Source organism: Microbacterium sp. LMI1-1-1.1 (assembly GCF_040815675.1).
Lineage (GTDB): Bacteria > Actinomycetota > Actinomycetes > Actinomycetales > Microbacteriaceae > Microbacterium.
The window spans coordinates 1-18,636 of the sequence record NZ_JBFPNN010000001.1 but is presented as its reverse complement, the minus strand read 5'-3'; the positions used below and the strand labels follow the sequence as shown (position 1 = coordinate 18,636).

The 18,636-nt window shown below is 73.7% G+C and carries 22 protein-coding genes and 1 tRNA gene; 15 read left to right on the top strand and 8 right to left on the bottom strand.

The genetic code is table 11. The features are described 5' to 3' along the window. The first annotated feature begins 3 nt into the window (after positions 1–3). A complete protein-coding gene (locus MRBLMI1_RS00115; RefSeq protein WP_367726104.1) occupies positions 4–498 on the top strand; it encodes a hypothetical protein in 495 nt (164 codons plus the stop codon). Between the two features lie 17 nt (positions 499–515). Here the strand turns inward: MRBLMI1_RS00115 and MRBLMI1_RS00110 are convergent, their stop codons facing one another. Then, on the bottom strand, positions 516–1,436 hold the full coding sequence (locus MRBLMI1_RS00110) for an ROK family protein (RefSeq protein ID WP_367726102.1): 921 nt from the start codon (positions 1,434–1,436) through the stop codon (positions 516–518). Positions 1,437–1,612: 176 nt separating this feature from the next. Between MRBLMI1_RS00110 and MRBLMI1_RS00105 the strand changes: the two genes are divergently transcribed. From MRBLMI1_RS00105 to MRBLMI1_RS00095, 3 genes are read left to right on the top strand one after another with little or no spacing between them, the layout of a single operon-like run. After that, positions 1,613–2,632: an AAA family ATPase gene (locus MRBLMI1_RS00105; protein ID WP_414685799.1), complete on the top strand. Its 1,020-nt coding sequence runs from the start codon at positions 1,613–1,615 to the stop codon at positions 2,630–2,632. Between the two features lie 7 nt (positions 2,633–2,639). After that, complete coding sequence (locus tag MRBLMI1_RS00100) at positions 2,640–3,884, top strand: DUF58 domain-containing protein (RefSeq protein ID WP_367726100.1); 1,245 nt, start codon at positions 2,640–2,642, stop codon at positions 3,882–3,884. Then, positions 3,871–6,186, top strand: coding sequence for a transglutaminase TgpA family protein (locus MRBLMI1_RS00095; protein ID WP_367726099.1), 2,316 nt, complete (start codon positions 3,871–3,873; stop codon positions 6,184–6,186). The genes MRBLMI1_RS00100 and MRBLMI1_RS00095 overlap by 14 nt, the downstream gene beginning before the upstream one ends. Before the next feature lie 111 nt (positions 6,187–6,297). Here MRBLMI1_RS00095 and MRBLMI1_RS00090 read toward each other — a convergent pair. The 3 genes from MRBLMI1_RS00090 to ctaD all read right to left on the bottom strand — a co-directional run bounded on the left by MRBLMI1_RS00090 (position 6,298) and on the right by ctaD (position 10,079). After that, positions 6,298–6,389 (bottom strand) — tRNA-Ser (locus MRBLMI1_RS00090). 767 nt (positions 6,390–7,156) lie between these two features. Next, positions 7,157–8,092, bottom strand: coding sequence for a helix-turn-helix transcriptional regulator (locus MRBLMI1_RS00085; RefSeq protein ID WP_367726098.1), 936 nt, complete (start codon positions 8,090–8,092; stop codon positions 7,157–7,159). A gap of 220 nt (positions 8,093–8,312) precedes the next feature. After that, positions 8,313–10,079, bottom strand: a complete 1,767-nt coding sequence (gene ctaD / locus MRBLMI1_RS00080; protein ID WP_367726097.1) for a cytochrome c oxidase subunit I — start codon at positions 10,077–10,079, stop codon at positions 8,313–8,315. 234 nt (positions 10,080–10,313) lie between these two features. Here ctaD and MRBLMI1_RS00075 point away from each other — a divergent pair, with 234 nt between their 5' ends. Both MRBLMI1_RS00075 and MRBLMI1_RS00070 read left to right on the top strand, forming a co-directional pair. Next, entirely contained in the window at positions 10,314–10,550 is a 237-nt protein-coding gene (locus tag MRBLMI1_RS00075; RefSeq protein ID WP_367726096.1) for a hypothetical protein, read from the top strand. Between the two features lie 77 nt (positions 10,551–10,627). Further along, complete coding sequence (locus MRBLMI1_RS00070; protein WP_367726095.1) at positions 10,628–10,972, top strand: hypothetical protein; 345 nt, start codon at positions 10,628–10,630, stop codon at positions 10,970–10,972. 175 nt (positions 10,973–11,147) lie between these two features. On the opposite strand, the gene MRBLMI1_RS00065 is transcribed toward MRBLMI1_RS00070, so the two are convergent. After that, complete coding sequence (locus MRBLMI1_RS00065) at positions 11,148–11,603, bottom strand: MarR family winged helix-turn-helix transcriptional regulator (RefSeq protein ID WP_367726094.1); 456 nt, start codon at positions 11,601–11,603, stop codon at positions 11,148–11,150. A gap of 221 nt (positions 11,604–11,824) precedes the next feature. Between MRBLMI1_RS00065 and MRBLMI1_RS00060 the strand changes: the two genes are divergently transcribed. Genes MRBLMI1_RS00060 through MRBLMI1_RS00050 form a run of 3 tightly spaced genes read left to right on the top strand, consistent with a single transcriptional unit; the run spans position 11,825 to position 13,612 of the window. Next, positions 11,825–12,661 (top strand): hypothetical protein, encoded by an 837-nt coding sequence (locus MRBLMI1_RS00060; protein ID WP_367726093.1) that lies wholly within the window; start codon positions 11,825–11,827, stop codon positions 12,659–12,661. After that, positions 12,639–13,052 carry a phage holin family protein gene (locus MRBLMI1_RS00055; protein ID WP_367726092.1) on the top strand — a complete coding sequence of 138 codons (414 nt, stop codon included), beginning with the start codon at positions 12,639–12,641 and terminating at the stop codon, positions 13,050–13,052. The genes MRBLMI1_RS00060 and MRBLMI1_RS00055 overlap by 23 nt, the downstream gene beginning before the upstream one ends. After that, positions 13,049–13,612, top strand: coding sequence for a DUF3618 domain-containing protein (locus MRBLMI1_RS00050; protein WP_367726091.1), 564 nt, complete (start codon positions 13,049–13,051; stop codon positions 13,610–13,612). Before MRBLMI1_RS00055 ends, MRBLMI1_RS00050 begins: the two co-directional genes overlap by 4 nt. 144 nt (positions 13,613–13,756) lie before the next feature. Here MRBLMI1_RS00050 and MRBLMI1_RS00045 read toward each other — a convergent pair whose 3' ends face one another. Together MRBLMI1_RS00045 and MRBLMI1_RS00040 are read right to left on the bottom strand one after the other, a co-directional pair. Then, a complete protein-coding gene (locus tag MRBLMI1_RS00045) occupies positions 13,757–13,984 on the bottom strand; it encodes a DUF2188 domain-containing protein (RefSeq protein ID WP_367726090.1) in 228 nt (75 codons plus the stop codon). 2 nt (positions 13,985–13,986) lie between these two features. After that, the gene (locus MRBLMI1_RS00040; protein WP_367726089.1) at positions 13,987–14,124 is read right to left on the bottom strand and encodes a hypothetical protein; all 138 of its coding nucleotides are present in this window, start codon (positions 14,122–14,124) and stop codon (positions 13,987–13,989) included. A 125-nt stretch (positions 14,125–14,249) separates the two neighbouring features. On the opposite strand from MRBLMI1_RS00040, the gene MRBLMI1_RS00035 reads away from it, so the two are divergent. Continuing rightward, positions 14,250–14,570, top strand: a complete 321-nt coding sequence (locus MRBLMI1_RS00035) for a hypothetical protein (RefSeq protein ID WP_367726088.1) — start codon at positions 14,250–14,252, stop codon at positions 14,568–14,570. Here MRBLMI1_RS00035 and MRBLMI1_RS00030 read toward each other — a convergent pair. Next, a complete protein-coding gene (locus tag MRBLMI1_RS00030; RefSeq protein ID WP_367726087.1) occupies positions 14,567–14,866 on the bottom strand; it encodes a hypothetical protein in 300 nt (99 codons plus the stop codon). The genes MRBLMI1_RS00035 and MRBLMI1_RS00030 overlap by 4 nt on opposite strands. 189 nt (positions 14,867–15,055) lie before the next feature. On the opposite strand from MRBLMI1_RS00030, the gene MRBLMI1_RS00025 reads away from it, so the two are divergent. The 5 genes from MRBLMI1_RS00025 (at position 15,056) to MRBLMI1_RS00005 (ending at position 18,487) form a co-directional block, all read left to right on the top strand. After that, complete coding sequence (locus MRBLMI1_RS00025) at positions 15,056–15,247, top strand: hypothetical protein (RefSeq protein WP_367726086.1); 192 nt, start codon at positions 15,056–15,058, stop codon at positions 15,245–15,247. 120 nt (positions 15,248–15,367) lie between these two features. Further along, positions 15,368–16,570 (top strand): glycosyltransferase, encoded by a 1,203-nt coding sequence (locus MRBLMI1_RS00020; RefSeq protein ID WP_367726085.1) that lies wholly within the window; start codon positions 15,368–15,370, stop codon positions 16,568–16,570. 103 nt (positions 16,571–16,673) lie between these two features. Further along, on the top strand, positions 16,674–16,895 hold the full coding sequence (locus MRBLMI1_RS00015; RefSeq protein ID WP_367726084.1) for a hypothetical protein: 222 nt from the start codon (positions 16,674–16,676) through the stop codon (positions 16,893–16,895). A 137-nt stretch (positions 16,896–17,032) separates the two neighbouring features. Beyond that, a complete protein-coding gene (locus MRBLMI1_RS00010) occupies positions 17,033–17,566 on the top strand; it encodes a hypothetical protein (RefSeq protein WP_367726083.1) in 534 nt (177 codons plus the stop codon). A gap of 81 nt (positions 17,567–17,647) precedes the next feature. After that, positions 17,648–18,487, top strand: coding sequence for an SDR family oxidoreductase (locus MRBLMI1_RS00005; protein WP_367726082.1), 840 nt, complete (start codon positions 17,648–17,650; stop codon positions 18,485–18,487). The last annotated feature ends 149 nt before the right edge of the window (positions 18,488–18,636 follow it).

The following is an 18,636-nucleotide window of genomic DNA, read 5'->3' as shown; positions in this document are numbered from 1 at the left end:
GGGATGAGCGAGGTCCTTCACGCGTGGGCGGTCGCCCCCGCCGCGATCGGCGCCTGCTGCGTGGCCGCCGACCGCGCGCGGGTGCGGCCGCCCGAGCTGGCGGCATCCGTCCTCATGCTGCTCGCGATGCTCGACGCCGCCCTCGCCGGGTGGGTCCCGCCGGTGTACTGGACCGCGCTGCTGTCGGCGGCGGCGGTGGGCCTGGCCGTCTGGCGGCGCCCCCGCCAGCGCCGCGTCCCGCGGGTGCCCGCGCTGATGACGGTGCACACCACGCTCGGGATGGTGGTGATGGCGGCCCTCCAGGCCGGGATGGGTGGGCACGCCGCGGGCGCGGGACACGCGCACGGCGTCGGTCTCATCCCCTTCCTGCTCGTCGTGGCCGCCGGGTACCTCGGCCTCTCGGCGGTGGCGGCCCGGCGGATGCGCACGCGGCTCGATCGCGCGCAGATCCTCGGGATGGCGGCATCCACGGGTCTGATGGCCCTCGCCGTGCTCTAGCCCCTGTCCCTGCCCCGTCAGGGCCGGAGGGCGAGGGCGGCGGCGCCCAGGAGCGGACCGTCGCCGTCCAGGCCCGACCCCACGATGCGGCACCGGCGGGCGTACGCGTGGACCGCGGCCCGCTGCGCGGCCGCGCGGACCAGATCGATGTAGTCGTCGGCCACGCGGGCGAACCCGCCGGCGATCGCGACCGCCTCGAGGTCGCACAGGGTCGTCGCCGCCGCGATCGCCTGGCCGACGGCCGTGGCCGAGCGGCGGACCGCCGCGACCGCGACCTCGTCGCCGGACCGGTACGACGCCGCCAGGTCCAGACCCGTCTCCCCCGCCCAGCCGTGCGACCGGGCCCAGGCGACGGTCCCCGGACCGGCCGCGACGGCCTCGAGAGTGGATGCCACGACGTCCCCGTCCTCGACGGTCCGGACGAACGTCTGCCCGAGGTGCCCGGCGTTCCCGCTCGCCCCGCTCGCGGGGCGGCCGTCCAGGACGAGGCCCCCGCCCACTCCCGTCGACACCACGATCGCCATCGCGTCGCGGCACCCGACGAGCGCGCCGCGCCAGTGCTCGGCGAGCGCGATGCAGGTGCCGTCCAGCGCGAGGTGGAGCGGGCCGTCGACGAGACCGCGCAGCACCTCGTCGAGCACGAGCCCCGCCGCGTCCGGCAGGTTCAGGGGCGACACGGCCCGTGCCGGCCGGTCGATCGGACCGGCGCTTCCCACCCCGATCGCCCCGACGCGCAGGTGGGGGACGGCGGCGAGCGCGGCGGTCGCGGCCGCCCGGATGTTCCCGGCGATCTCCGCGCGAGACGCGTCGCGGCCGGTCGGCCGGCGGGTCACGCTCTCGCGCACCACCTCGCCCGCGGCCGTGACGACGGCGGCATCCACCTTCGTCCCGCCGATGTCGACGGCCAGGACGGGGGCGGGCACACGGTCGTCGCTCATCGAGCCTCCTCGGTCGGCGGTCCGATCCTAGGTGCCTGGGCGGCGACCGTGCGGCGGCTGGGGGGACCCCGACTCACGGCCTTCTCGCCACGTCGGCAGGTTACGATCGGGTCACGGCGGCCACGACGCGCCTCCGGCACATCCACGAGCAGAGGGATGCCATGGACGAGACGGTCATGCCCGAGGCGGTCGCCCGCCTGCGACGCTCCGATGCCGGCGGGCCGGAGTCGGAGCTCACGAGCGAGTCCTTCGCCCGGCTGACCGGCGAGATCGTGGCATCCATCTCCCGCGTCATCGACGGCAAGCCCGAGGCCGTGCGCGCGGCGCTGACCGCGCTGCTGGCCGAGGGGCACCTGCTGATCGAGGACGTCCCCGGCGTCGGCAAGACGATGCTCGCGCGGGCGCTCGCCGCGACCGTCGACGCCGACGTGCGCCGCATCCAGTTCACGCCCGACCTGCTGCCCGGCGACATCACCGGCGTCTCGGTGTTCAACCCGGTCGACCGGCAGTTCCAGTTCACGCCGGGTGCCGTGTTCGCCCACATCGTCATCGCGGACGAGATCAACCGCTCGTCGCCGAAGACCCAGTCCTCGCTGCTGGAGGCGATGGAGGAGCGGCAGGTCACCGTCGACGGCCGCACCCACGTGCTCCCCTCGCCGTTCCTCGTCGTCGCGACGCAGAACCCCTTCGAGATGGAGGGCACGTACGCGCTGCCGGAGGCGCAGCGCGACCGCTTCCTCATGCGCATCTCGATGGGCTACCCCGACGCGGGCGCGGAGGCCGAGATGCTGCGCCAGCGCGACACCCGCAACCCGCTCGACACCCTGCGACCGGTCGTCTCGGCGCGGCAGATCACCGCGATGATCGCGTGGGCGCGGAACGTGCACCTGGCTCCCGCCCTCGGCGAGTACGCCGTCGCGCTCGCGCAGGCCACGCGCAGCCACCCCGACATCCGCCTGGGCGCGAGCCCGCGCGCGACGCTGCAGCTCGTGCGCGCCGCGAAGGTGCGCGCGGCCCTGGACGGCCGTGGGTACGTCATCCCCGACGACCTCTCCGCGCTGCTGGCCCCCGTCTTCGGCCACCGCCTCATCGCCAACCGCTCGGCCGCGGGCGGGCGCGCGGCGGCCGTCGTCGTCGCCGACGCGCTCGAGCGGATCGCGGCCGGCGTGCGCGTCCCGCTCGCCGCGCACGCGTGAGCGGGCCGTGAGACGTCTCTGGCCGCTCACCCTGCGGGGGACGGGTGCGCTCGTGCTCGCCGTGACGGCCTACGTGGTCGCGCAGCGCGCGGGCATCCCCGAGCTGCTGTACTTCGCGGTGCTGCTGGCCGTGCTGCTGGTGGCCGCGGCCGCGGCCCTGCTGCTCGTGCGCCGCACCGACGACGTGGCGCGCACCCTGCGGCCCGAGACCGCCGAGGTCGACCGGCTCGTCACGGTGGAGCTGCGGGTCGGGCTCCGCACCGCGCTGCCGACGGCCCCCGGGCGCTGGACCGACACCCTGCCGGTGGGACTGCGGGGCCACGCCGTGGGCGACTTCCCCGCCACCGGCTCGGGCCTGCGTTCCGGGTCCGGTCCGATCACGCTGCGGTACGAAGCCGTGGGCGCCCGCCGTGGCGTGCACGCGCTCGGCCCGCTGCAGGTCGCCACCACCGACCCGTTCGGCCTGGTCCGGCGCCGTTTCGGGCTCGGCGGGACGACCGCCGTGACGGTCGCTCCCCGCATCGTCGACCTCGCTCCCCTGCCGCCCGCGTCGGGGGAGGCCGGCGGCACACGGCAGACCGCTGCGCTGCAGCTCGGCCAGGGCGCGGACAACCTCGTCGCACGCCCGTACGCCCCCGGCGACTCGATGCGGCGCATCCACTGGCGGGCCACCGCGCACCGCGACATGCTCATGGTCCGGCAGGAGGAGCAGGAGTCCAGCCCCGCCGCGACGGTGATCCTCGACCGCGGCGTCCGGCGCTGGTCGCCCGACGCCGCCACCGCACCCGGCGCCGACGAGGCGTTCGAGACGGCCGTCTCGGCGTGCGTCTCGGCCGTCGCGCGTCTCGTGCACGAGGGCTACACCGTGGACGTCGTCGACAGCGACGGCACGCTCCTCGCAGACCCCGTCGAGGGCGGGGAGGAGAGCGAGGCGCGTGCGCTGGCCGCGGCATTCGCGACCGTCGTCGCCCGGGACGACGGCCCCGGCCACCGCCTCGTGCCCGCCGCGGCGTCGGCTCTGCTCGGACCGGTCGTCGTCGTCACCGGGGCGCTGCAACAGGACGACCTGATCGCCCTCGGCGGCGTGGCGCAGCACTCGGCGCTGCCCGTGCTGCTGAGCGTCGGCGGCTCCGTCGACGTCGAGGGTCTGCGCCGCGCCGGTTGGCACGCCGCGACGCTCCCGCCGGCGGGCGACGTCGCGGCGGCGTGGGACGCCGCCCTGGACCGGGGGCTCGCGCATGTCCGCGGCTGACCCGTCGACGTTCCGCTCCCCGCGCCGCCGCCGCGACGCGCTGCTGCTGTCGCTCGGCGTCCTCGCCGCGATCGTCGCCGCGCTGCTGCCGGTGTTCTCGGTCATCGGGCCCGGTGCGTGGACGGCCGGCGCCCTCGGCGTGACCGTCGCCGTCCTCGGCACGGGCCTGGTGGCGCGCCTGTTCTCGCTCCCCGCCCTCGTGGTGAGCGTGCTCGAGGCGGGCGTCTGGATCCTTCTGCTGACGGCGATGTTCGGGCGGGGCAGCACGCTCCTCGGCGTCATCCCCACCCCCGCCACCTTCGGCCTCGTCCCCGACCTCGTCGCCGCCGCGGCGGAGGAGGTGCGGGTGGGCGTGGCCCCCGTCGACGCGGCGAACGGTCTGTCCTTCGTCCTCGTCGCCGCCGTCGGCGCCCTGGCGATCGTGCTCGATCACGTCGTCCTCACGGCGCGGATGCCGCTGCTGGCGGGCGTGGGTCTCGTCGCCGTCTCGCTGATCCCGACGATCGCCGTCCCCGCCGAGGTGGACGTGCCGGGCTTCGTCCTCCTGGCCGCGGCGATCCTCTTCCTGCTGCGGGTCGAGACCCGCTCGCGGACGGGGGGAGCGTCCGGGGACGGCGCGCGCACGGCAGCCCGGCCACGCTTCGCCGGAGCCTCCGCGACGGCGGTCGGGATCGCCGCGGTCGCGGTCGTCGTCGCGATCGTCGCGACCCCGCTGCTCCCCCAGCCGGGTCTGCGCTTCGCCTCCGGCGGCAGCGGCGGCTTCGGCTCGACCATCAACCCCAACCTCGAGCTCGGCAACGACCTGCGCCAGCCTCGGCCCGTCGACGTGCTCAACGTCCGCACGACCGCTCCGCGCGCGCCCTACCTGCGCGCGGTGACCCTCTCGCAGTTCGACGGCTCGGTTTGGGAGCCCGACACGGGCGACACGGTGCAGGTGCCCGCGGACGGTCCCGTCTTCGATCCGGTGACGGTGGATGCCGACATCCCCGTCGTCGACTGGACCACCGACGTCGTCGTGGACGAGCTCGACAGCCCGTGGCTGCCCATCCCGTACCCGGCGCTGCAGGTGTCCGGGCTTCAGGGCGACTGGCTGGGACTCCCCCAGAACGCCACGGTCGTGACGCGCTCGGGCTCCACCCGCGACCAGGAGTACGAGATCTCCACGCGGGTGCCGCGTCCCACCCTCGAGCAGATCCGGGCGCGGCCGGTCGGCGGCGACGGCCTCCCCGACTCCGTCCGCTCGCTTCCGGACGGCGTCCCGGCCGTCATCGAGGAGACGGCGCGCGCCGTGACCGCCGAGGCGCAGTCCCCGTACGACGCGCTCGTCGACCTGCAGGCGTGGTTCCGCGGCACCGACTTCCGCTACTCCCTCGACGCGCCCGTCGAGGACGGCTTCGACGGGGCCGGCCTGGACGCGGTCGCGCAGTTCCTGGAACGCCGCGAGGGGTACTGCGTCCACTTCGCCTCGGCGTTCGCCGTCATGGCGCGGACGCTCGACATGCCCGCGCGCATCGTCGTCGGCTACCTCCCCGGCACCCCCACGAGCGGTGTCCAGCAGGGGCAGACGACCTACACCGTCAGCTCGTCGCAGCTGCACGCGTGGCCGGAGGTGTTCTTCGAGGGCATCGGCTGGGTGCAGTTCGAACCCACCAACAGCCTCGGCGTCCCCACGTACTTCGCGCCGGGCACGACCGACGCCGAGGGCGGCGCCGTCACCACTCCGGACCAGCCGGATGCCTCCGCTCCCCAGCCCGCGCCGACGACGGCGCCCCAGCTGTCCGACGAGGACGCGGCGCCGACGGGCGGAACCGGGGCGGCCTCGGCCGCGGAGACCGACGCGACGTGGGCCGCCTGGACCGCGGGCTCCGTCGTCCTGCTGCTCCTGCTCGCCGCCCCGGCCGTGACGCGGATCCTCCGCCGCCGCCGCCGGCGGACCCGTGTGCTGTCCGGCGACGCCCTCGCCGCCTGGACGGCGATCCAGGAGAGGGCGATCGACCTCGGCATCCCCGCCCCCGCCGCGGAGTCGCCACGCCGGTACGCGGCGCGGCTGCGGGAACGGCACGGCGCCGACACCGACGCGCTGGACCTCCTCGTCGACGCGGTCGAACGGGCGAGCTACGCCGGCGAGGCCGTCGACGCCGACGCGGGTCCGCGCCTCGGCGCCGCGGTCGACGCCGTGGACCGGTCCCTCACCACGGCGGTGTCGCCGGCACGCCGGCTCGTCGCGGCCATGCTCCCCCGCTCGCTCGTCGTGCGGCCGGGCAGCGCCTACGCCGAGTCGCGGGAGCTCGTCTCGCGCTGACGCCCGTCGTGGCGGCATCCCTGTCCCCTTTCGTCGGGGAGAAGGGAGCCGGGAGGGGGACGTACCGGCAACGACGAAGCCCCGCCGAACTCTCGTTCGGCGGGGCTCCGGTGGCGGAAGTGACAGGATTTGAACCTGCGAGGCGAGTTACCCCGCCTACATGGATTCCAGCCATGCTCCTTAGGCCGCTCGGACACACTTCCAACAGACGATCTTACACGGCGCTCGGCCTCGACCGAACGCGCGCCCTCGCGTCGCCGCAGGGAGGGGATGCCGCGAAGGGAGGACCCCCACCGCAGAGGGACTCCTCCGCTGCCCACATCTCCTCCCCCCACCCCCGCCGCCGCACGACGGGGAAGGGAGGGGATGCCACCAAGGGAGGACCCCCACCGCAGAGGGACTCCTCCGCTGCCCACATCTCCTCCCCTCCGCCCCCGCCGCCACACGACGGGGAAGGGAGGGGATGCCACCAAGGGAGGACCCCCACCGCAGAGGGACTCCTCCGCTGCCCACATCCCCTCCCCCCACCCCCGCCGCCACACGACGGGGAAGGGAGGGGATGCCGCGAAGGGAGGACCCCCGCCGCAGCGGGACTCCTCCGCTGCCCACATCTCCTCCCGCCGCCGACGCCGCCACGTGACGGGGACGGGAGGGGATGCCGCCAAGGGAGGACCCCCACCGCAGCGGGACTCCTCCGCTGCCCACATCTCCTCCCCCCGCCGACGCCGCCACGTGACGGGGAAGGGAGGGGATGCCGCCAAGGGAGGACCCTCACCGCAGAGGGACTCCTCCGCTGCCCACATCTCCTCCCTCCGCTCCCGGCCGCCAAACGACGGGGAAGGGAGGGGATGCCGCCAAGGGAGGACCCTCACCGGAGAGGGACTCCTCCGCTGCCCACATCTCCTCCCTCCGCTCCCGGCCACGACGGGCCGCAGACGCGGCGAGTCAGCGCGAAGGGAGGACCCGCGGGTCAGGAGCGGAGCGTCGAGGAGGGGGTCTCGCCGAACTCCGCCCGGTACATCGCGGCGAAGCGGCCGAGGTTCGAGAAGCCCCAGCGCGCGGCGATGGCGGCGACCGTGTCGGTGGAGGGGTCCCCGCCGCGCAGGTCGGACCGGGCGGCATCCAGGCGCACATGCCGCAGGTACTGCATCGGCGTGCGCCCCGTCGCCGCGCGGAAGGCGTACTGCAGCCCGCGCGGCGACAGCCGGGCCGCCTGGGCCACGTCCGCCAGCACGACCGGCTCCGCCGCATGGGCCTCGATGTACGCCTTGGCCCGTCGGACCGGCGCGGGCAGCGGTCGCGCCGGCCGCCCCGACGCGAGGACGTCGGTGAAGGTGGTGGGGAAGGACAGCAGCGATGCCTCGAGCATGAGGGCGCGCGCCTGCTGCTCGACCAGGGGTGCCCGCTCCGACGAGCGGAGGAGGACGTCGCGGCAGTACTTCCACGTCCGCGTCCAGTACCGCAGCCGGTGGTCGCTGACCGGGGCGTACCCAGTGGGGCGCACGCGCAGGCCGTCGTCGCCGGACAGGCGCTGCGCGGCCTCGTCGAACTCCGACCGGGCGAACGACACCGCCGTTCCCACGATCCGCCCGCTGAAGGCGATCTCGAGGGGGCGGTCGGCGACGAGGAAGGGGACGGCGGTGTCGATCCGCTCCCGCCGGTACGTGCCCTGCACCCGCGGGCCGGCGATGCGCCCGACGACGACCTGGTCGAGGGGATCCGACTCGACGAGCATGGTCGAGCCGATCGTGTAGTCGCAGAAGCCGAAGGAGCCGTCCGAGACGGCATGCCACGACAGGGCCGGCTGAATGGTCTCGGCCCGCGCGATCCGAGCGCCGGGGACCACCGTCTGCCACAGCTCCTCGACGGTCGCGGCATCTCGGGTCTCGATATTCACATGGTCCACGAGAGTTTCCTAAATCGTCCGAAAGAATGCGGCAAACCCGTTGCGCATTGCCGCTATTTCTGTATGGAACCGCTCTCATGCGGCATCCGTCCCCCCGGCCGGTCGCCGCGGAGGCGATGTCCTCACCGTATCGGTCCGCGCCCGCCGTCCCTCGCGCCAGGGCGTCCGGGCGCCCGTCCGGGATCGATATCCGCAGCGAAGAAACCGATCGCGACGGCCGTCACTTGACCTCGCCGTCCGCGGCATCCACGGTCGGGCTCGCCGGCGCATCCTTCGCCGGTCCGACGCCCACGGGGACGCCCGCCTCGGGGTGGTGCAGGTCGAACGCGGGCCGCTCGCTCCGGATGCGCGGAATCGACGTGAAGTTGTGCCGCGGCGGCGGGCAGGACGTCGCCCACTCCAACGACGCGCCGTATCCCCAGGGGTCGTCCACGGTGATGACCGCCCCGCGGCGGGCGGTGATCCAGACGTTGAACAGGAACGGCAGCATCGAGGCGCCCAGGATCATCGCGCCGATCGTCGAGATCTGGTTCTGCCACGTGAAGAGATCGGCGCTGCCGTAGTCCGCGTACCGCCGCGGCATCCCGTCCACGCCCAGCCAATGCTGGATGAGGAACGTCAGGTGGAATCCGATGAACAGCATCCAGAAATGCGTCTTCGCGAGTCGCTCGTTCAGCATTCGTCCCGTCCATTTCGGCCACCAGAAGTAGAAGCCGGCGAACATCGCGAACACCACGGTCCCGAAGACGACGTAATGGAAATGCGCGACGACGAAATAGGTGTCGTGCAGGTGGAAATCCAGCGGGGGCGAGGCCAGGATGATGCCCGTCAGTCCGCCGAAGACGAACGTCACGAGGAACCCGATGACGAAGAGCATGGGCGACTCGAAGGTGACCGATCCGCGCCACATCGTGCCGATCCAGTTGAACACCTTCACCCCGGTCGGCACGGCGATGAGCATCGTCATCAGCGCGAAGAACGGCAGCAGCACCCCGCCCGTCGCGTACATGTGGTGCGCCCACACCGCGACCGACAGGGCCGCGATCGCGATGGTGGCGTAGACGAGGGTCTTGTAGCCGAAGATGGGCTTGCGACTGAACACCGGCACCACCTCGCTGATGATGCCGAAGAACGGCAGCGCGATGATGTACACCTCCGGGTGGCCGAAGAACCAGAACAGGTGCTGCCACAGCAGCACTCCCCCGCTCTGCGGGAGGAACACCTGCGCGCCGAGGATGCGGTCCGCCGCGGCGGCGAAGAGCGCGGCCGCGAGCACGGGGAAGGCCAGGAGCACCAGGATGCTGGTGATGAGCACGGTCCAGGTGAAGATCGGCATCCGCCACATGGTCATGCCGGGCGCGCGCATCGTGACGGCCGTGGTGATGAAGTTGACGGCGCCGAGGATCGTGCCGAAGCCGCTGAGGGCGAGGCCGAGGAACCACAGGTCTCCCCCGACCCCCGGATGGAACGTCTCGCTCGCGAGGGGCTGATAGGCCGTCCACCCGAAGCCGGCCGACCCCTGCGGGGTGAGAAACCCCGACACGGCGATGGTCGAGCCGAAGAGGAACATCCAGAACGAGAACGCGTTCAGACGCGGGAAGGCCACGTCGGGGGCGCCGATCTGCAGCGGCAGCAGGGTGTTGGCGAATCCGGCGAAGAGGGGCGTCGCGAACATCAGCAGCATGAGGGTGCCGTGCATGGTGAACAGCTGGTTGTACTGCTCCCGGGTCGGCACGATCTGCATGCCCGGCTCGAACAGTTCCGCCCGGATGACGAGGGCGAGGACCCCGCCGAGGCAGAAGAAGATCAGCGCCGAGATGATGTAGAGGAAGCCGATCGTCTTGTGGTCGGTGGAGGTGATCCACCGCACGACGACGTTGCCCTTCGCGCCGACACGCGTGCGGGCGAGCAGCGCCGCCTGCTTCGGGGGCAGGACCTCGGGGCGGCGGGGGGTCGGCGCCCCGGGGGTGCGGTCGGTGGTCGACATCGGGTCCTGCTCTCACGCGTTCGACGGAGGTGGCGGGGGGAGGGATGCCACGTGCGCGGACGATAGGAATCCCCGTGGCCCCGCGACGACGGGCTTGTCAGCGGCTCCGGCGTGCGGTATCCGCGGGCTCTGCCCCACCGCCCGCGGGCTGTCAAGGGGAGCGCGCGTGCGTCCCGCCGCTCGCACCATGGTGCCGCCGACAGGGTCGTCGGCTGTTCCACCCCGGAGGTCCCCATGTCCCTCGACAGCGACGCCACGACACGCACCGAACTGCTCTGGGTCGGCGACGGGGGCTGGTGCATCTGCGACGCCGCCCGCGGCGACGACGATCCGCACCGCGTGCTCGCCTTCGCGCAGTGCCGCGATCACGTGGTCGATGTCACCTGGGTCCGCACGCCGCGACCGCCCGAGCGGTTCGAGACCCTGCGCGAGGCGCTGCTCGCGGTCGAGCGGGCGACCGGTCGGCTCTGATCCGGCATCCGCCCCCGCCTGGAACGGCATAATTGGACGGTACGTCGCCGGACGTGCCGAACGAGACGGGAGTCCTCATGCCGTTCCGCACTTTGTCGACGTTGCAGACGTGGGTCGACGACTTCACCGCCCTCGGCTACGACACGGGGATCCTGCGCGTCATCCCGCAGGAGACGGACGAGGACGACGACACCGGCCTCATCGCCGCGAAGCTGCGGAGCGTGTCGACGACCTTCTTCGTCGCGCCGGAGGCCGGCCCGGACGGGACCCGCTGGTCCGTGACCTTCGAGCCGCGGGAGGATGCGGCACCGCTCCCCGGCGGGCGCGTGATGGCGCTGTCCGCCGAGCTCGCGATGCTCTCGGCGCTCTGCGCGTTCCTGCAGTCGCGGTCCGAGGCGTTCGTCGCCGCCGCCGCCAGCTGATCCCGTTCACCCACGGCCTCACCCGGGCCGCGCGGGCCCTCGCCCGCGCCGGCGGGATGCCGCGGGGCCGGGGTCCCGCGATGCAGCGGTGCGGGCTCTCCCCCGCCGGCGACCGTCGGGAGGTGGAGGCGGCCGTCAGCCGTCGGAGGCGGCCGTCAAGAGGTGGAGGCGGCCGTCAGCCGTCGGAGGCGAGGTCGACGATCCGGTCGAGGATGCGGGTGAGCTCCGCCGCCGTCTCCGGCGGCACATCCGCGATGGCGGACTCGATGGCGGCGTCGAACCCGCGCAGCGCGCACCACGGCTCCGCGTCGAGGTCGACGATGGCGGTGATGTGGTTCACGCGCCGGTCCTCCTCGTCCAGGTCCCGGCGCACGGTGCCGCGCTGGACGAGACGGTCGATGAGCGTGGTGACGCCCGCCGACGTGATCCCGAGGTGGTCCCGCACGTGCGACGGACGGGCACCGGGGTTCCCCGCGACGAACAGGAGCGCACGCGCGTCCAGCTCGTTGAGGGACAGGGTCCGACGCGCCTCGACGGCGGCGACACGGCGGGCCTCGCCGTAGGCCAGCAGAGCGCGTCCGAGGTCGGAGACCGGGGACGGCTCCGCGACGGATCCGGTGGAGTTCTGCACGAGGCCTGATAGTACCCACACCGGCGAAGAAGTCACGGCGCCCCGCACGAGGTGTATAAGGCGGTCGGCGTCGGCTCCGGGCACTTCGTTCCGCGGCCGTTCGCGCCTCACCGCAGGCCGCCGCGCGCATTGCACGCCGCCTCGCCCGGGGCAAGGCCCGCTGCGGGGGCTCGCGAACGCCCCTATACCTGGCTGACCAACGCAGGACGGAAGGAGCGATTATGTCGCAATACACCGCGTCGGACGGCGGAAGCCAGGACGACTCCACGGTCAAGAACGCCGCCCACGAGGCGTCCGCCGTCACGGGCACCGCCCGGGACGCCGCACGAGGGGTGGCCGAGACGAGCGCGCACGAGGCCGCGGCCGTCGCCGGGGAGGCGAAGGACCAGATCCGCGACCTCGTGTCGCAGACCGGCAGGCAGCTCTCGGACCAGGCGTCCTCGCAGCAGCAGCGTCTCGCCGAGAGCCTCGGCTCCGTCGGCGGGGACCTGTCGCGCATGGCCGACGCCGACGAGAACGGCGGGCTCGCCGGAGAGCTCGTGCGCCGGGCCGCCGGTCACGTGTCGACCGTCGGCTCCTGGCTGGGCGACCGCGACCCGCAGCAGTTGCTCGAGGACGTGAAGGGCTTCGCCCGTCGCCGTCCGGGCACGTTCATCGCCGTCGCCGCGCTCGCCGGCATCGTCGTCGGGCGCCTGAGCCGGTCTCTGGCCGCCGGAGCCTCTTCGGCGAGCGGGTCGGCCTCGACGGCCGGGTCGGCGCCTGCCGCGCCGCCGCTGCCGCCCGCCCCGCCCGCCCCGCCGACGTCGGGCTCGACGATCGGTGACGCGCCCGTCGGCGGCGCCGCGCTGGCGGGGACCGCGGGCGTCGGAGCCGCGGGCGTCGGAGCCGCGGGGGTCGAGACCGTCGCGGACGGCATCGGTCCCGTCGACACCGGACTCGACGACACGGGACTCGTCACGGACGTCGACTCGGTCGACCCGCCCGTGTACGCCGAGTCGGCCGCCCGCCTGGACACCACCCGGGAAGGGGGACTCGATGAGCGACCCGGTACCGTCTGAGCGCCGCGCCGCGTCGACGTCGCTCGGCGAGCTCGTCGGCGAGGTCACGCGGGACATGTCGACGCTGATGCGGCAGGAGCTCGCCCTGGCCAAGGCCGAGGTGAAGGACTCCGCGTCGAAGTCGGCGAAGGGCGCCGGGATGCTGGGCGGAGCGGGCTATGCCGCCGGCATGGTGCTGCTCTTCCTGTCGGTCGCGCTCTGGGCTGCTCTGGCGACCGTCATGGGCGAGGGCTGGTCCGCCGTCGTGGTCGCCCTCGTCTGGGCGATCATCGCGGCCGTGCTGTTCGCGCTCGGGCGCGCGCAGCTGAAGAAAGTGGAGGGCGTGCCGCAGACGGCGGCGACCCTGCAGGAGATCCCCGAGGCATTCACGAGGAACGAGGAGAACCGATGAGCGATTCACCGGAAGCCATCCGTGCCGACATCGAGCGCACCCGCGCCGAGCTCGGCTCCGACGTCGACGCGCTGGCCGACAAGGTCTCGCCGTCGAAGATCGTCGAGCGGCAGACCAACAAGGTCCGCGACGCCGTCGGCGGCGTCCGCGACCGGATCATGGGCGTCGCCCACGACTCGGCCGCGGCGGCGTCCGACCTGGCCCACAGCGCGGGCGACGCCACGACCGGCGCCGCCCACAAGGCGAAAGGCAGCCCCCTCGCGGTCGGCCTCGTCGCCTTCGGCGTCGGCCTCGTCGTGTCGTCCCTGATCCCTCCGACCCGCGCCGAGCGCGACGCGGCAGCGAAGGTGAAGGACCAGGCGCAGCCCCTCGTCGACCAGGCGAAGGACGTGGCGAAGGAGATCGCGGGCGAGCTCAAGGAGCCCGCCACCGAGGCCGCACAGGCCGTGAAGGAACGGGCCACCGAGGCCGTCGCGCACGTCAAGGACGACTCCACGGAGGCCGCATCGACGGTGAAGGACCGGGCCCAGCAGGCCGGCGAGTCGGTGCGGGAGGGCTGACGCCGTCCGTATCGGAGGATCCGTGGGGCGGGGCACCGGGCTCGCTCCGCCCTACGGGCCGACCCACTCGGGGGCGGGTCGGAACGCCACGGAGCCGGGATCCGCGAGGATCCCGGCTCCGTGGTCGATCGCCGCGCGGCCCCGTCAGCCGGGGATGTCCCGAGGGTCGTGTCCGTACGAGCTCCGATCGCCGATGCGACCGTGCAGGTCGCGGACGATGTGCTCGACGCGTCGCGCCCGGGCGATGGTCCGCCCGGCCGCGGCCGCCTCGGCGCGCGTGCGATGCGTGCCGTCGATCGTCCCCTCCTCCCCCTCGATGCGGTTGTGCCACGCACCGTCGCGGTGGAAGGTCTCGACGTCGCCGGCCGGCATGGTCAGTCCTCCTCGTCGCCCGAGGGGTCGGAGTCGTCGGAGCTCTCGCCGATCGTGCCGCTGGTGTCGCCCTGCGTCAGGTCGTCGTCGCCGATGTCGCCCTCGGCCTGGCTGGGCTTGTCGGGAATCGAATCCGTCATGGTGCTCTCCTTCGGTCGGTCGGCCTCCCAGTCCAATGCGGACGAGGATCGACGCGAAGGGGGTTGACGTGCGGCGCCCGGGGAGCCGACCTGCGAGAACGGACGCGCGTCATTACTCTGGGGTGATGGGCACGATCTTCTACGGGACGACACCGATCCGCATCGAGGACCGCGCGCTCGCGCATCTCAAGGTGGTCATCTCGACGAAGCTCCGTCGCGGTGAGAGCTTCACCCTCTCGTGGCGGCACCCCGACGGCGACGACGTGGGCCGCGAGACCATCTGGATCCACCCGTCGATCCCGCTGCGGTTCGTCTTCGACGAGATCGAGCCCGCGCAGCTGAGCCGCTCCTGGATCGAAGACCTCGCCAACTCGGCGAACTCGTCCGGGGGCATCATGCTGGTCCCCGAGAACCTGGATGCCGCGGCCCCGACGTCCTCCGACTAACGGTCCTTGCCGGTCGAGGTCTGCTCGATCTCGTGCCGACGGCGGCGGATCGCCCACACCGCCAGCTCGGAGCCGGCGATCGAGACGGGCAGTCCCGTATCGGCCTGCACCATGAGCAACGGGATCCCGGCGCCGACGCTCATCCACGTCGTGGCCAGAGCGCCCTCGACGATCCCGGGGAACGTGACGACCTCGACGCGCCCACGATTGCTCAGCTCGCGCGACAGGTCGACGACCGCATCGGCGATGGCGTCATCCGTGAGGATGCGTGTCCCATTGACGAGGAAGTCCCGCATGTCGTGTCACCTCGGTCCTTGTCTCGCACGCTCGTCCAGGATGCGGCTCCTGCCCACCCGCACGACCCCCCTTGCCCCATCGGTCCCGCCCGGATAGGGGACGGGTTGTCAAGGGCCGGTCGACGGCACGCACGTCGGAGTACCTCTGAGGGGAACGACCCGTCGGGAGACGGGGAAGAGGAGGACACCATGACGATCTATGGACAGCACGCGGGACAGCAGGGCAGCTCGGTGTGGAGCAGCGCGTTCTCGGCCGCGATGGGCGACGGCATCGTGCCGCGGTCGGCCCCGGCCGCGCACCCGACCGCGCGCAGCGCCGTCCGCTGGCCCTGGGCGCGGCCGGCCGCCCCGGTCGCTGCGGAGACCGCGCCGACGGCCTGACCGATCCGACGCGACGCGCCGGCCCCGTGGGGGTCGGCGCGTCCTGTCGTGCGGAGGGCGTTCACGAGATGGTCGTCCTGACGTAACCCGGCGCCGCGCCGCGGCTTGCAGCATAGGCCCATGTCGACGACTGGTGCCGTGCGCGTGCTCTCCCTGTACGAAGGATTCTTCGCCGGCGGCGCGCGCATCCTGCATAGCGACGTGGTGGCCGGCCTGGCCGCGGGAGGGGCCCAGGAGCATCACGTGCTCTCGCTCACCTCGTCCGCGCGCCGCGACGGATCGGTGCAGCGCGCGGCGGACGACGGCCGCTATCGCGGACTGCGGGCCGCGGGCGTCCGCATCACCGCCTTCGACCGCGTCGCGGGCGACCGTCCCGTCGCGCCGGAGGACTTCACCGCCGACGAGCTCGCCGTCGCGTCCGCGGCGATCGCGGACGCCGACGTCGTCCTGTCGCTCAAGGAGCAGCCGCTGAGCCTCGTCGTCGCGCTCGAGCGCGCGGGGATGCTGCCGGACCGCCCCCTCGCCGTCTGCCTGCACCGCTCGGACCCGACGCACTCCGGCCCGGCGCTGGAGTGGCTGCGGCACGCGAGCGCCTCCGGGGCCGTCACGACCACGATCGCCTGTGCGTCCTCCACCGCCGCGGCATACGCGGCCGCGGGCGTGCAGGTCGCGGAGGCCCTCGTCGTCGACAACGGCATCGACACCGGCCGGTTCCGTCCCGCCGTGCGTGGCGAGAAGCGCGCGATCCGCGCACGGCTGGGGATCCCGGAGCGGGCACCGCTCGTCCTGCTCGCGGCGCGGTTCGACGCTATGAAGGACCCCGGGCTCTTCCTCCGCTCCGTCGCCCTCCACGCCGCGCGCCGCCCGGACGCCCACTACCTCGTGTGCGGCTCGGGCATGACCATGGCGAACCCCGGGTTCGCCGCGCTGGTCGCAGCCAGCGGCATCCCCTCCGGCACCCCCCTGCACGCGCTCGGGCTGCGCGAGGACATGCCCGAGCTGTACCGCGCGGCCGACATCGTGGCGCTCACCTCCGCCTTCGGCGAGGCGTCGCCGCTCTGCCTGGCCGAGGGCGCGGCGTCCGGCGCCACCCCGGTGACCACGGACGTCGGCGACGCGGCGCGCATCGTCGAGGGGGTCGGGGTCGTCACCGATCGCGACCCCGTCCGCGTGGCCGCGGCCTGGGAGCACGTACTCGCCCATCGCGGTGCCCTGCGCGCGGCCGCCCTCCTCACCCGCCCGCGCTGGGACCGCAGCCGCATGGTGGAGGACTACCGCGCCATCGTCGAGAGCATGCAGCTGCGCGACGTCCTGGCCGCCTGACCCCTCTTCCCGGCGGTCGTCGGGGAGAATCTTGCGTCGATCTTGCGCCGGTCCCGTCCGCGCGCGGGGCGGTCCTTGCGGGGCCGGGCGGACAGTGGATGCCATGGCCCGCTCCTCCGCACCGACGCCCTCCGCCGCACCGGTCGACCACGTCCTCCTCCACGGCGAGTACCTGGACACGTCGGCCCTCGTCGACCTCGACCTGCTGGGCGCGCTCGCCCCGGCGGAGACGCCGCCGCCCGTGCTCACCGTGTGGGAGACCCCGCCCGCGACGGCGCCCGATCTCGGCGACGTCGACCTCCTCCCCCCGTGGCCGTGGCCGTGAGCAGCCCGACGCCGGGGCCCACGGCCCACCCGCCGCTCGCGGTGGGACTGTCAAGGGCTCGGACAGGCGTCGGCGCTCCCCGTAGCGTGAGCGCCACGTCGCATCCCCGCCGCCCTACGTCTTCCGAGGTCCTCGCCATGGCATCCCCCGTCTCCGTCGTCGTCCGCTGGTCGACGGGAGACGAGGAGGGGCAGCTCGTCCGAGTAAGCGACGCGCCGACGGTGGGAGCGGTGGCCGCGATCGAGAACGCGCTGGCCGCGGCCGGCCTGGAGGTGCCGCCCACCCAGCCCGAGACGCCCGAGCTCCTCGACGCGCGGTTCGTGCTCGTGCCGACCGCCGGCTTCGGACCGGACGACCCGTCGGCCCTCCTCGCCGTCGACGGCGACTGGACCCTGCAGGATCTGGCGCAGGTGGTCGGACGCAGTGCGGGGCTCCGCCTCAAGCCGGCCGACCCGCACGCCGCGGACGGCGCCTACGTCCTCACCCTCGACGACTTCCGCGGCTTCGGCGAGTTCGCCGTCAACGTCGCCGGCGCCCTCACCCTGATGCGCGGCGTGGCCCGGACAGTGCACCGGTTCCGGACACGGCAGCTGCACCAGCTGGCATCCGGGGACGCCCCGGTCCGGGGGGCCCTCGTCGGCGAGCGGGTGGACACGACCGCCTCCGAGTGAGCGCCGGCGCACGCTGTCAACCCTCGTGCGCGCTCCCGAGACTCCCGGTGGAGTCGGGTCTCCGATCGCGAGGAGACAGACATGACCCAGCCCGCTCAGCAGCAGGACGTGCCCGGCAGCGACCAGGCCGTGGACCCGAAGCCCGACTACGGCGTCGACAGCTACCGCGGCTCCGGCCGCCTGGAGGGCAAGGTCGCGCTCATCACCGGCGGCGACAGCGGCATCGGCAAGGCGGTGGCCCTGGCGTTCGCCCGGGAGGGGGCGGACGTGGCGATCGCCTACCTGAACGAGCACGAGGACGCCGAGGAGGCCCGCCGCTTCGTCGAGGACGCCGGGCGCCGGGCGATCCTCCTGCCGGGCGACGTCTCCGACCCGCAGCACTGCCGCGACCTCGTCGCGCAGACCGTGCAGCACCTCGGCGGACTCGACGTGCTCGTCAGCAACGCCGCCTTCCAGATGAGCCACGACACCCTCGAGGAGATCGAGGACGCCGAGTGGGACTACACGTGGGCGACGAACGTCAGCGCCTACTTCCACCTCGTCAAGGCCGCCCTGCCCCACCTGACGGAGGGGGCGTCGATCATCGCGTCCAGCTCGGTGAACTCCGACATGCCGTCGCCGCAGCTGCTGCCCTACGCCGCGACGAAGGCGGCCATCGCGAACATGACGGCGTCGCTGGCGCAGCTGCTCGCCGAGCGCGGCATCCGCGCCAACAGCGTCGCCCCGGGACCGGTGTGGACGCCCCTCATCCCCGCGACCATGCCCGAGGACAAGGTGGCGAGCTTCGGCGAGCAGGTGCCGATGGGACGCCCTGGACAGCCCGCCGAGCTCGCCCCCGTGTACGTGCTGCTGGCCTCCGACGAGGCGAGCTACGTTTCCGGCGCCCGCGTCGCCGTCACCGGCGGCAAGCCCATCCTGTAAGACCTGCGTCGACGGTCCCACCGAGGTGAGCAGCGCCGTCGGCGGCTGACCCGTGACACAGAAGCGGCGCGCGGCGCGCCCCCCCGGCGCGTCCCGCGGCCCCCCGGCAGCCCGCGGGCCACCCCGCCCCCAGGGGGCGGGTGTTTATT

Bases quoted from the DNA above. Each gene is read 5' to 3' on its own strand.
- MRBLMI1_RS00115 (WP_367726104.1), top strand. From the start codon at position 4: ATGAGCGAGGTCCTTCACGCGTGGGCGGTCGCCCCCGCCGCGATCGGC.
- MRBLMI1_RS00110 (WP_367726102.1), bottom strand. From the start codon at position 1,436: ATGAGCGACGACCGTGTGCCCGCCCCCGTCCTGGCCGTCGACATCGGC.
- MRBLMI1_RS00105 (WP_414685799.1), top strand. From the start codon at position 1,613: ATGCCCGAGGCGGTCGCCCGCCTGCGACGCTCCGATGCCGGCGGGCCG.
- MRBLMI1_RS00095 (WP_367726099.1), top strand. From the start codon at position 3,871: ATGTCCGCGGCTGACCCGTCGACGTTCCGCTCCCCGCGCCGCCGCCGC.
- ctaD (WP_367726097.1), bottom strand. From the start codon at position 10,079: ATGTCGACCACCGACCGCACCCCCGGGGCGCCGACCCCCCGCCGCCCC.
- MRBLMI1_RS00075 (WP_367726096.1), top strand. From the start codon at position 10,314: ATGTCCCTCGACAGCGACGCCACGACACGCACCGAACTGCTCTGGGTC.
- MRBLMI1_RS00070 (WP_367726095.1), top strand. From the start codon at position 10,628: ATGCCGTTCCGCACTTTGTCGACGTTGCAGACGTGGGTCGACGACTTC.
- MRBLMI1_RS00060 (WP_367726093.1), top strand. From the start codon at position 11,825: ATGTCGCAATACACCGCGTCGGACGGCGGAAGCCAGGACGACTCCACG.
- MRBLMI1_RS00055 (WP_367726092.1), top strand. From the start codon at position 12,639: ATGAGCGACCCGGTACCGTCTGAGCGCCGCGCCGCGTCGACGTCGCTC.
- MRBLMI1_RS00050 (WP_367726091.1), top strand. From the start codon at position 13,049: ATGAGCGATTCACCGGAAGCCATCCGTGCCGACATCGAGCGCACCCGC.
- MRBLMI1_RS00045 (WP_367726090.1), bottom strand. From the start codon at position 13,984: ATGCCGGCCGGCGACGTCGAGACCTTCCACCGCGACGGTGCGTGGCAC.
- MRBLMI1_RS00040 (WP_367726089.1), bottom strand. From the start codon at position 14,124: ATGACGGATTCGATTCCCGACAAGCCCAGCCAGGCCGAGGGCGACATC.
- MRBLMI1_RS00035 (WP_367726088.1), top strand. From the start codon at position 14,250: ATGGGCACGATCTTCTACGGGACGACACCGATCCGCATCGAGGACCGC.
- MRBLMI1_RS00030 (WP_367726087.1), bottom strand. From the start codon at position 14,866: ATGCGGGACTTCCTCGTCAATGGGACACGCATCCTCACGGATGACGCC.
- MRBLMI1_RS00025 (WP_367726086.1), top strand. From the start codon at position 15,056: ATGACGATCTATGGACAGCACGCGGGACAGCAGGGCAGCTCGGTGTGG.
- MRBLMI1_RS00020 (WP_367726085.1), top strand. From the start codon at position 15,368: ATGTCGACGACTGGTGCCGTGCGCGTGCTCTCCCTGTACGAAGGATTC.
- MRBLMI1_RS00015 (WP_367726084.1), top strand. From the start codon at position 16,674: ATGGCCCGCTCCTCCGCACCGACGCCCTCCGCCGCACCGGTCGACCAC.
- MRBLMI1_RS00010 (WP_367726083.1), top strand. From the start codon at position 17,033: ATGGCATCCCCCGTCTCCGTCGTCGTCCGCTGGTCGACGGGAGACGAG.
- MRBLMI1_RS00005 (WP_367726082.1), top strand. From the start codon at position 17,648: ATGACCCAGCCCGCTCAGCAGCAGGACGTGCCCGGCAGCGACCAGGCC.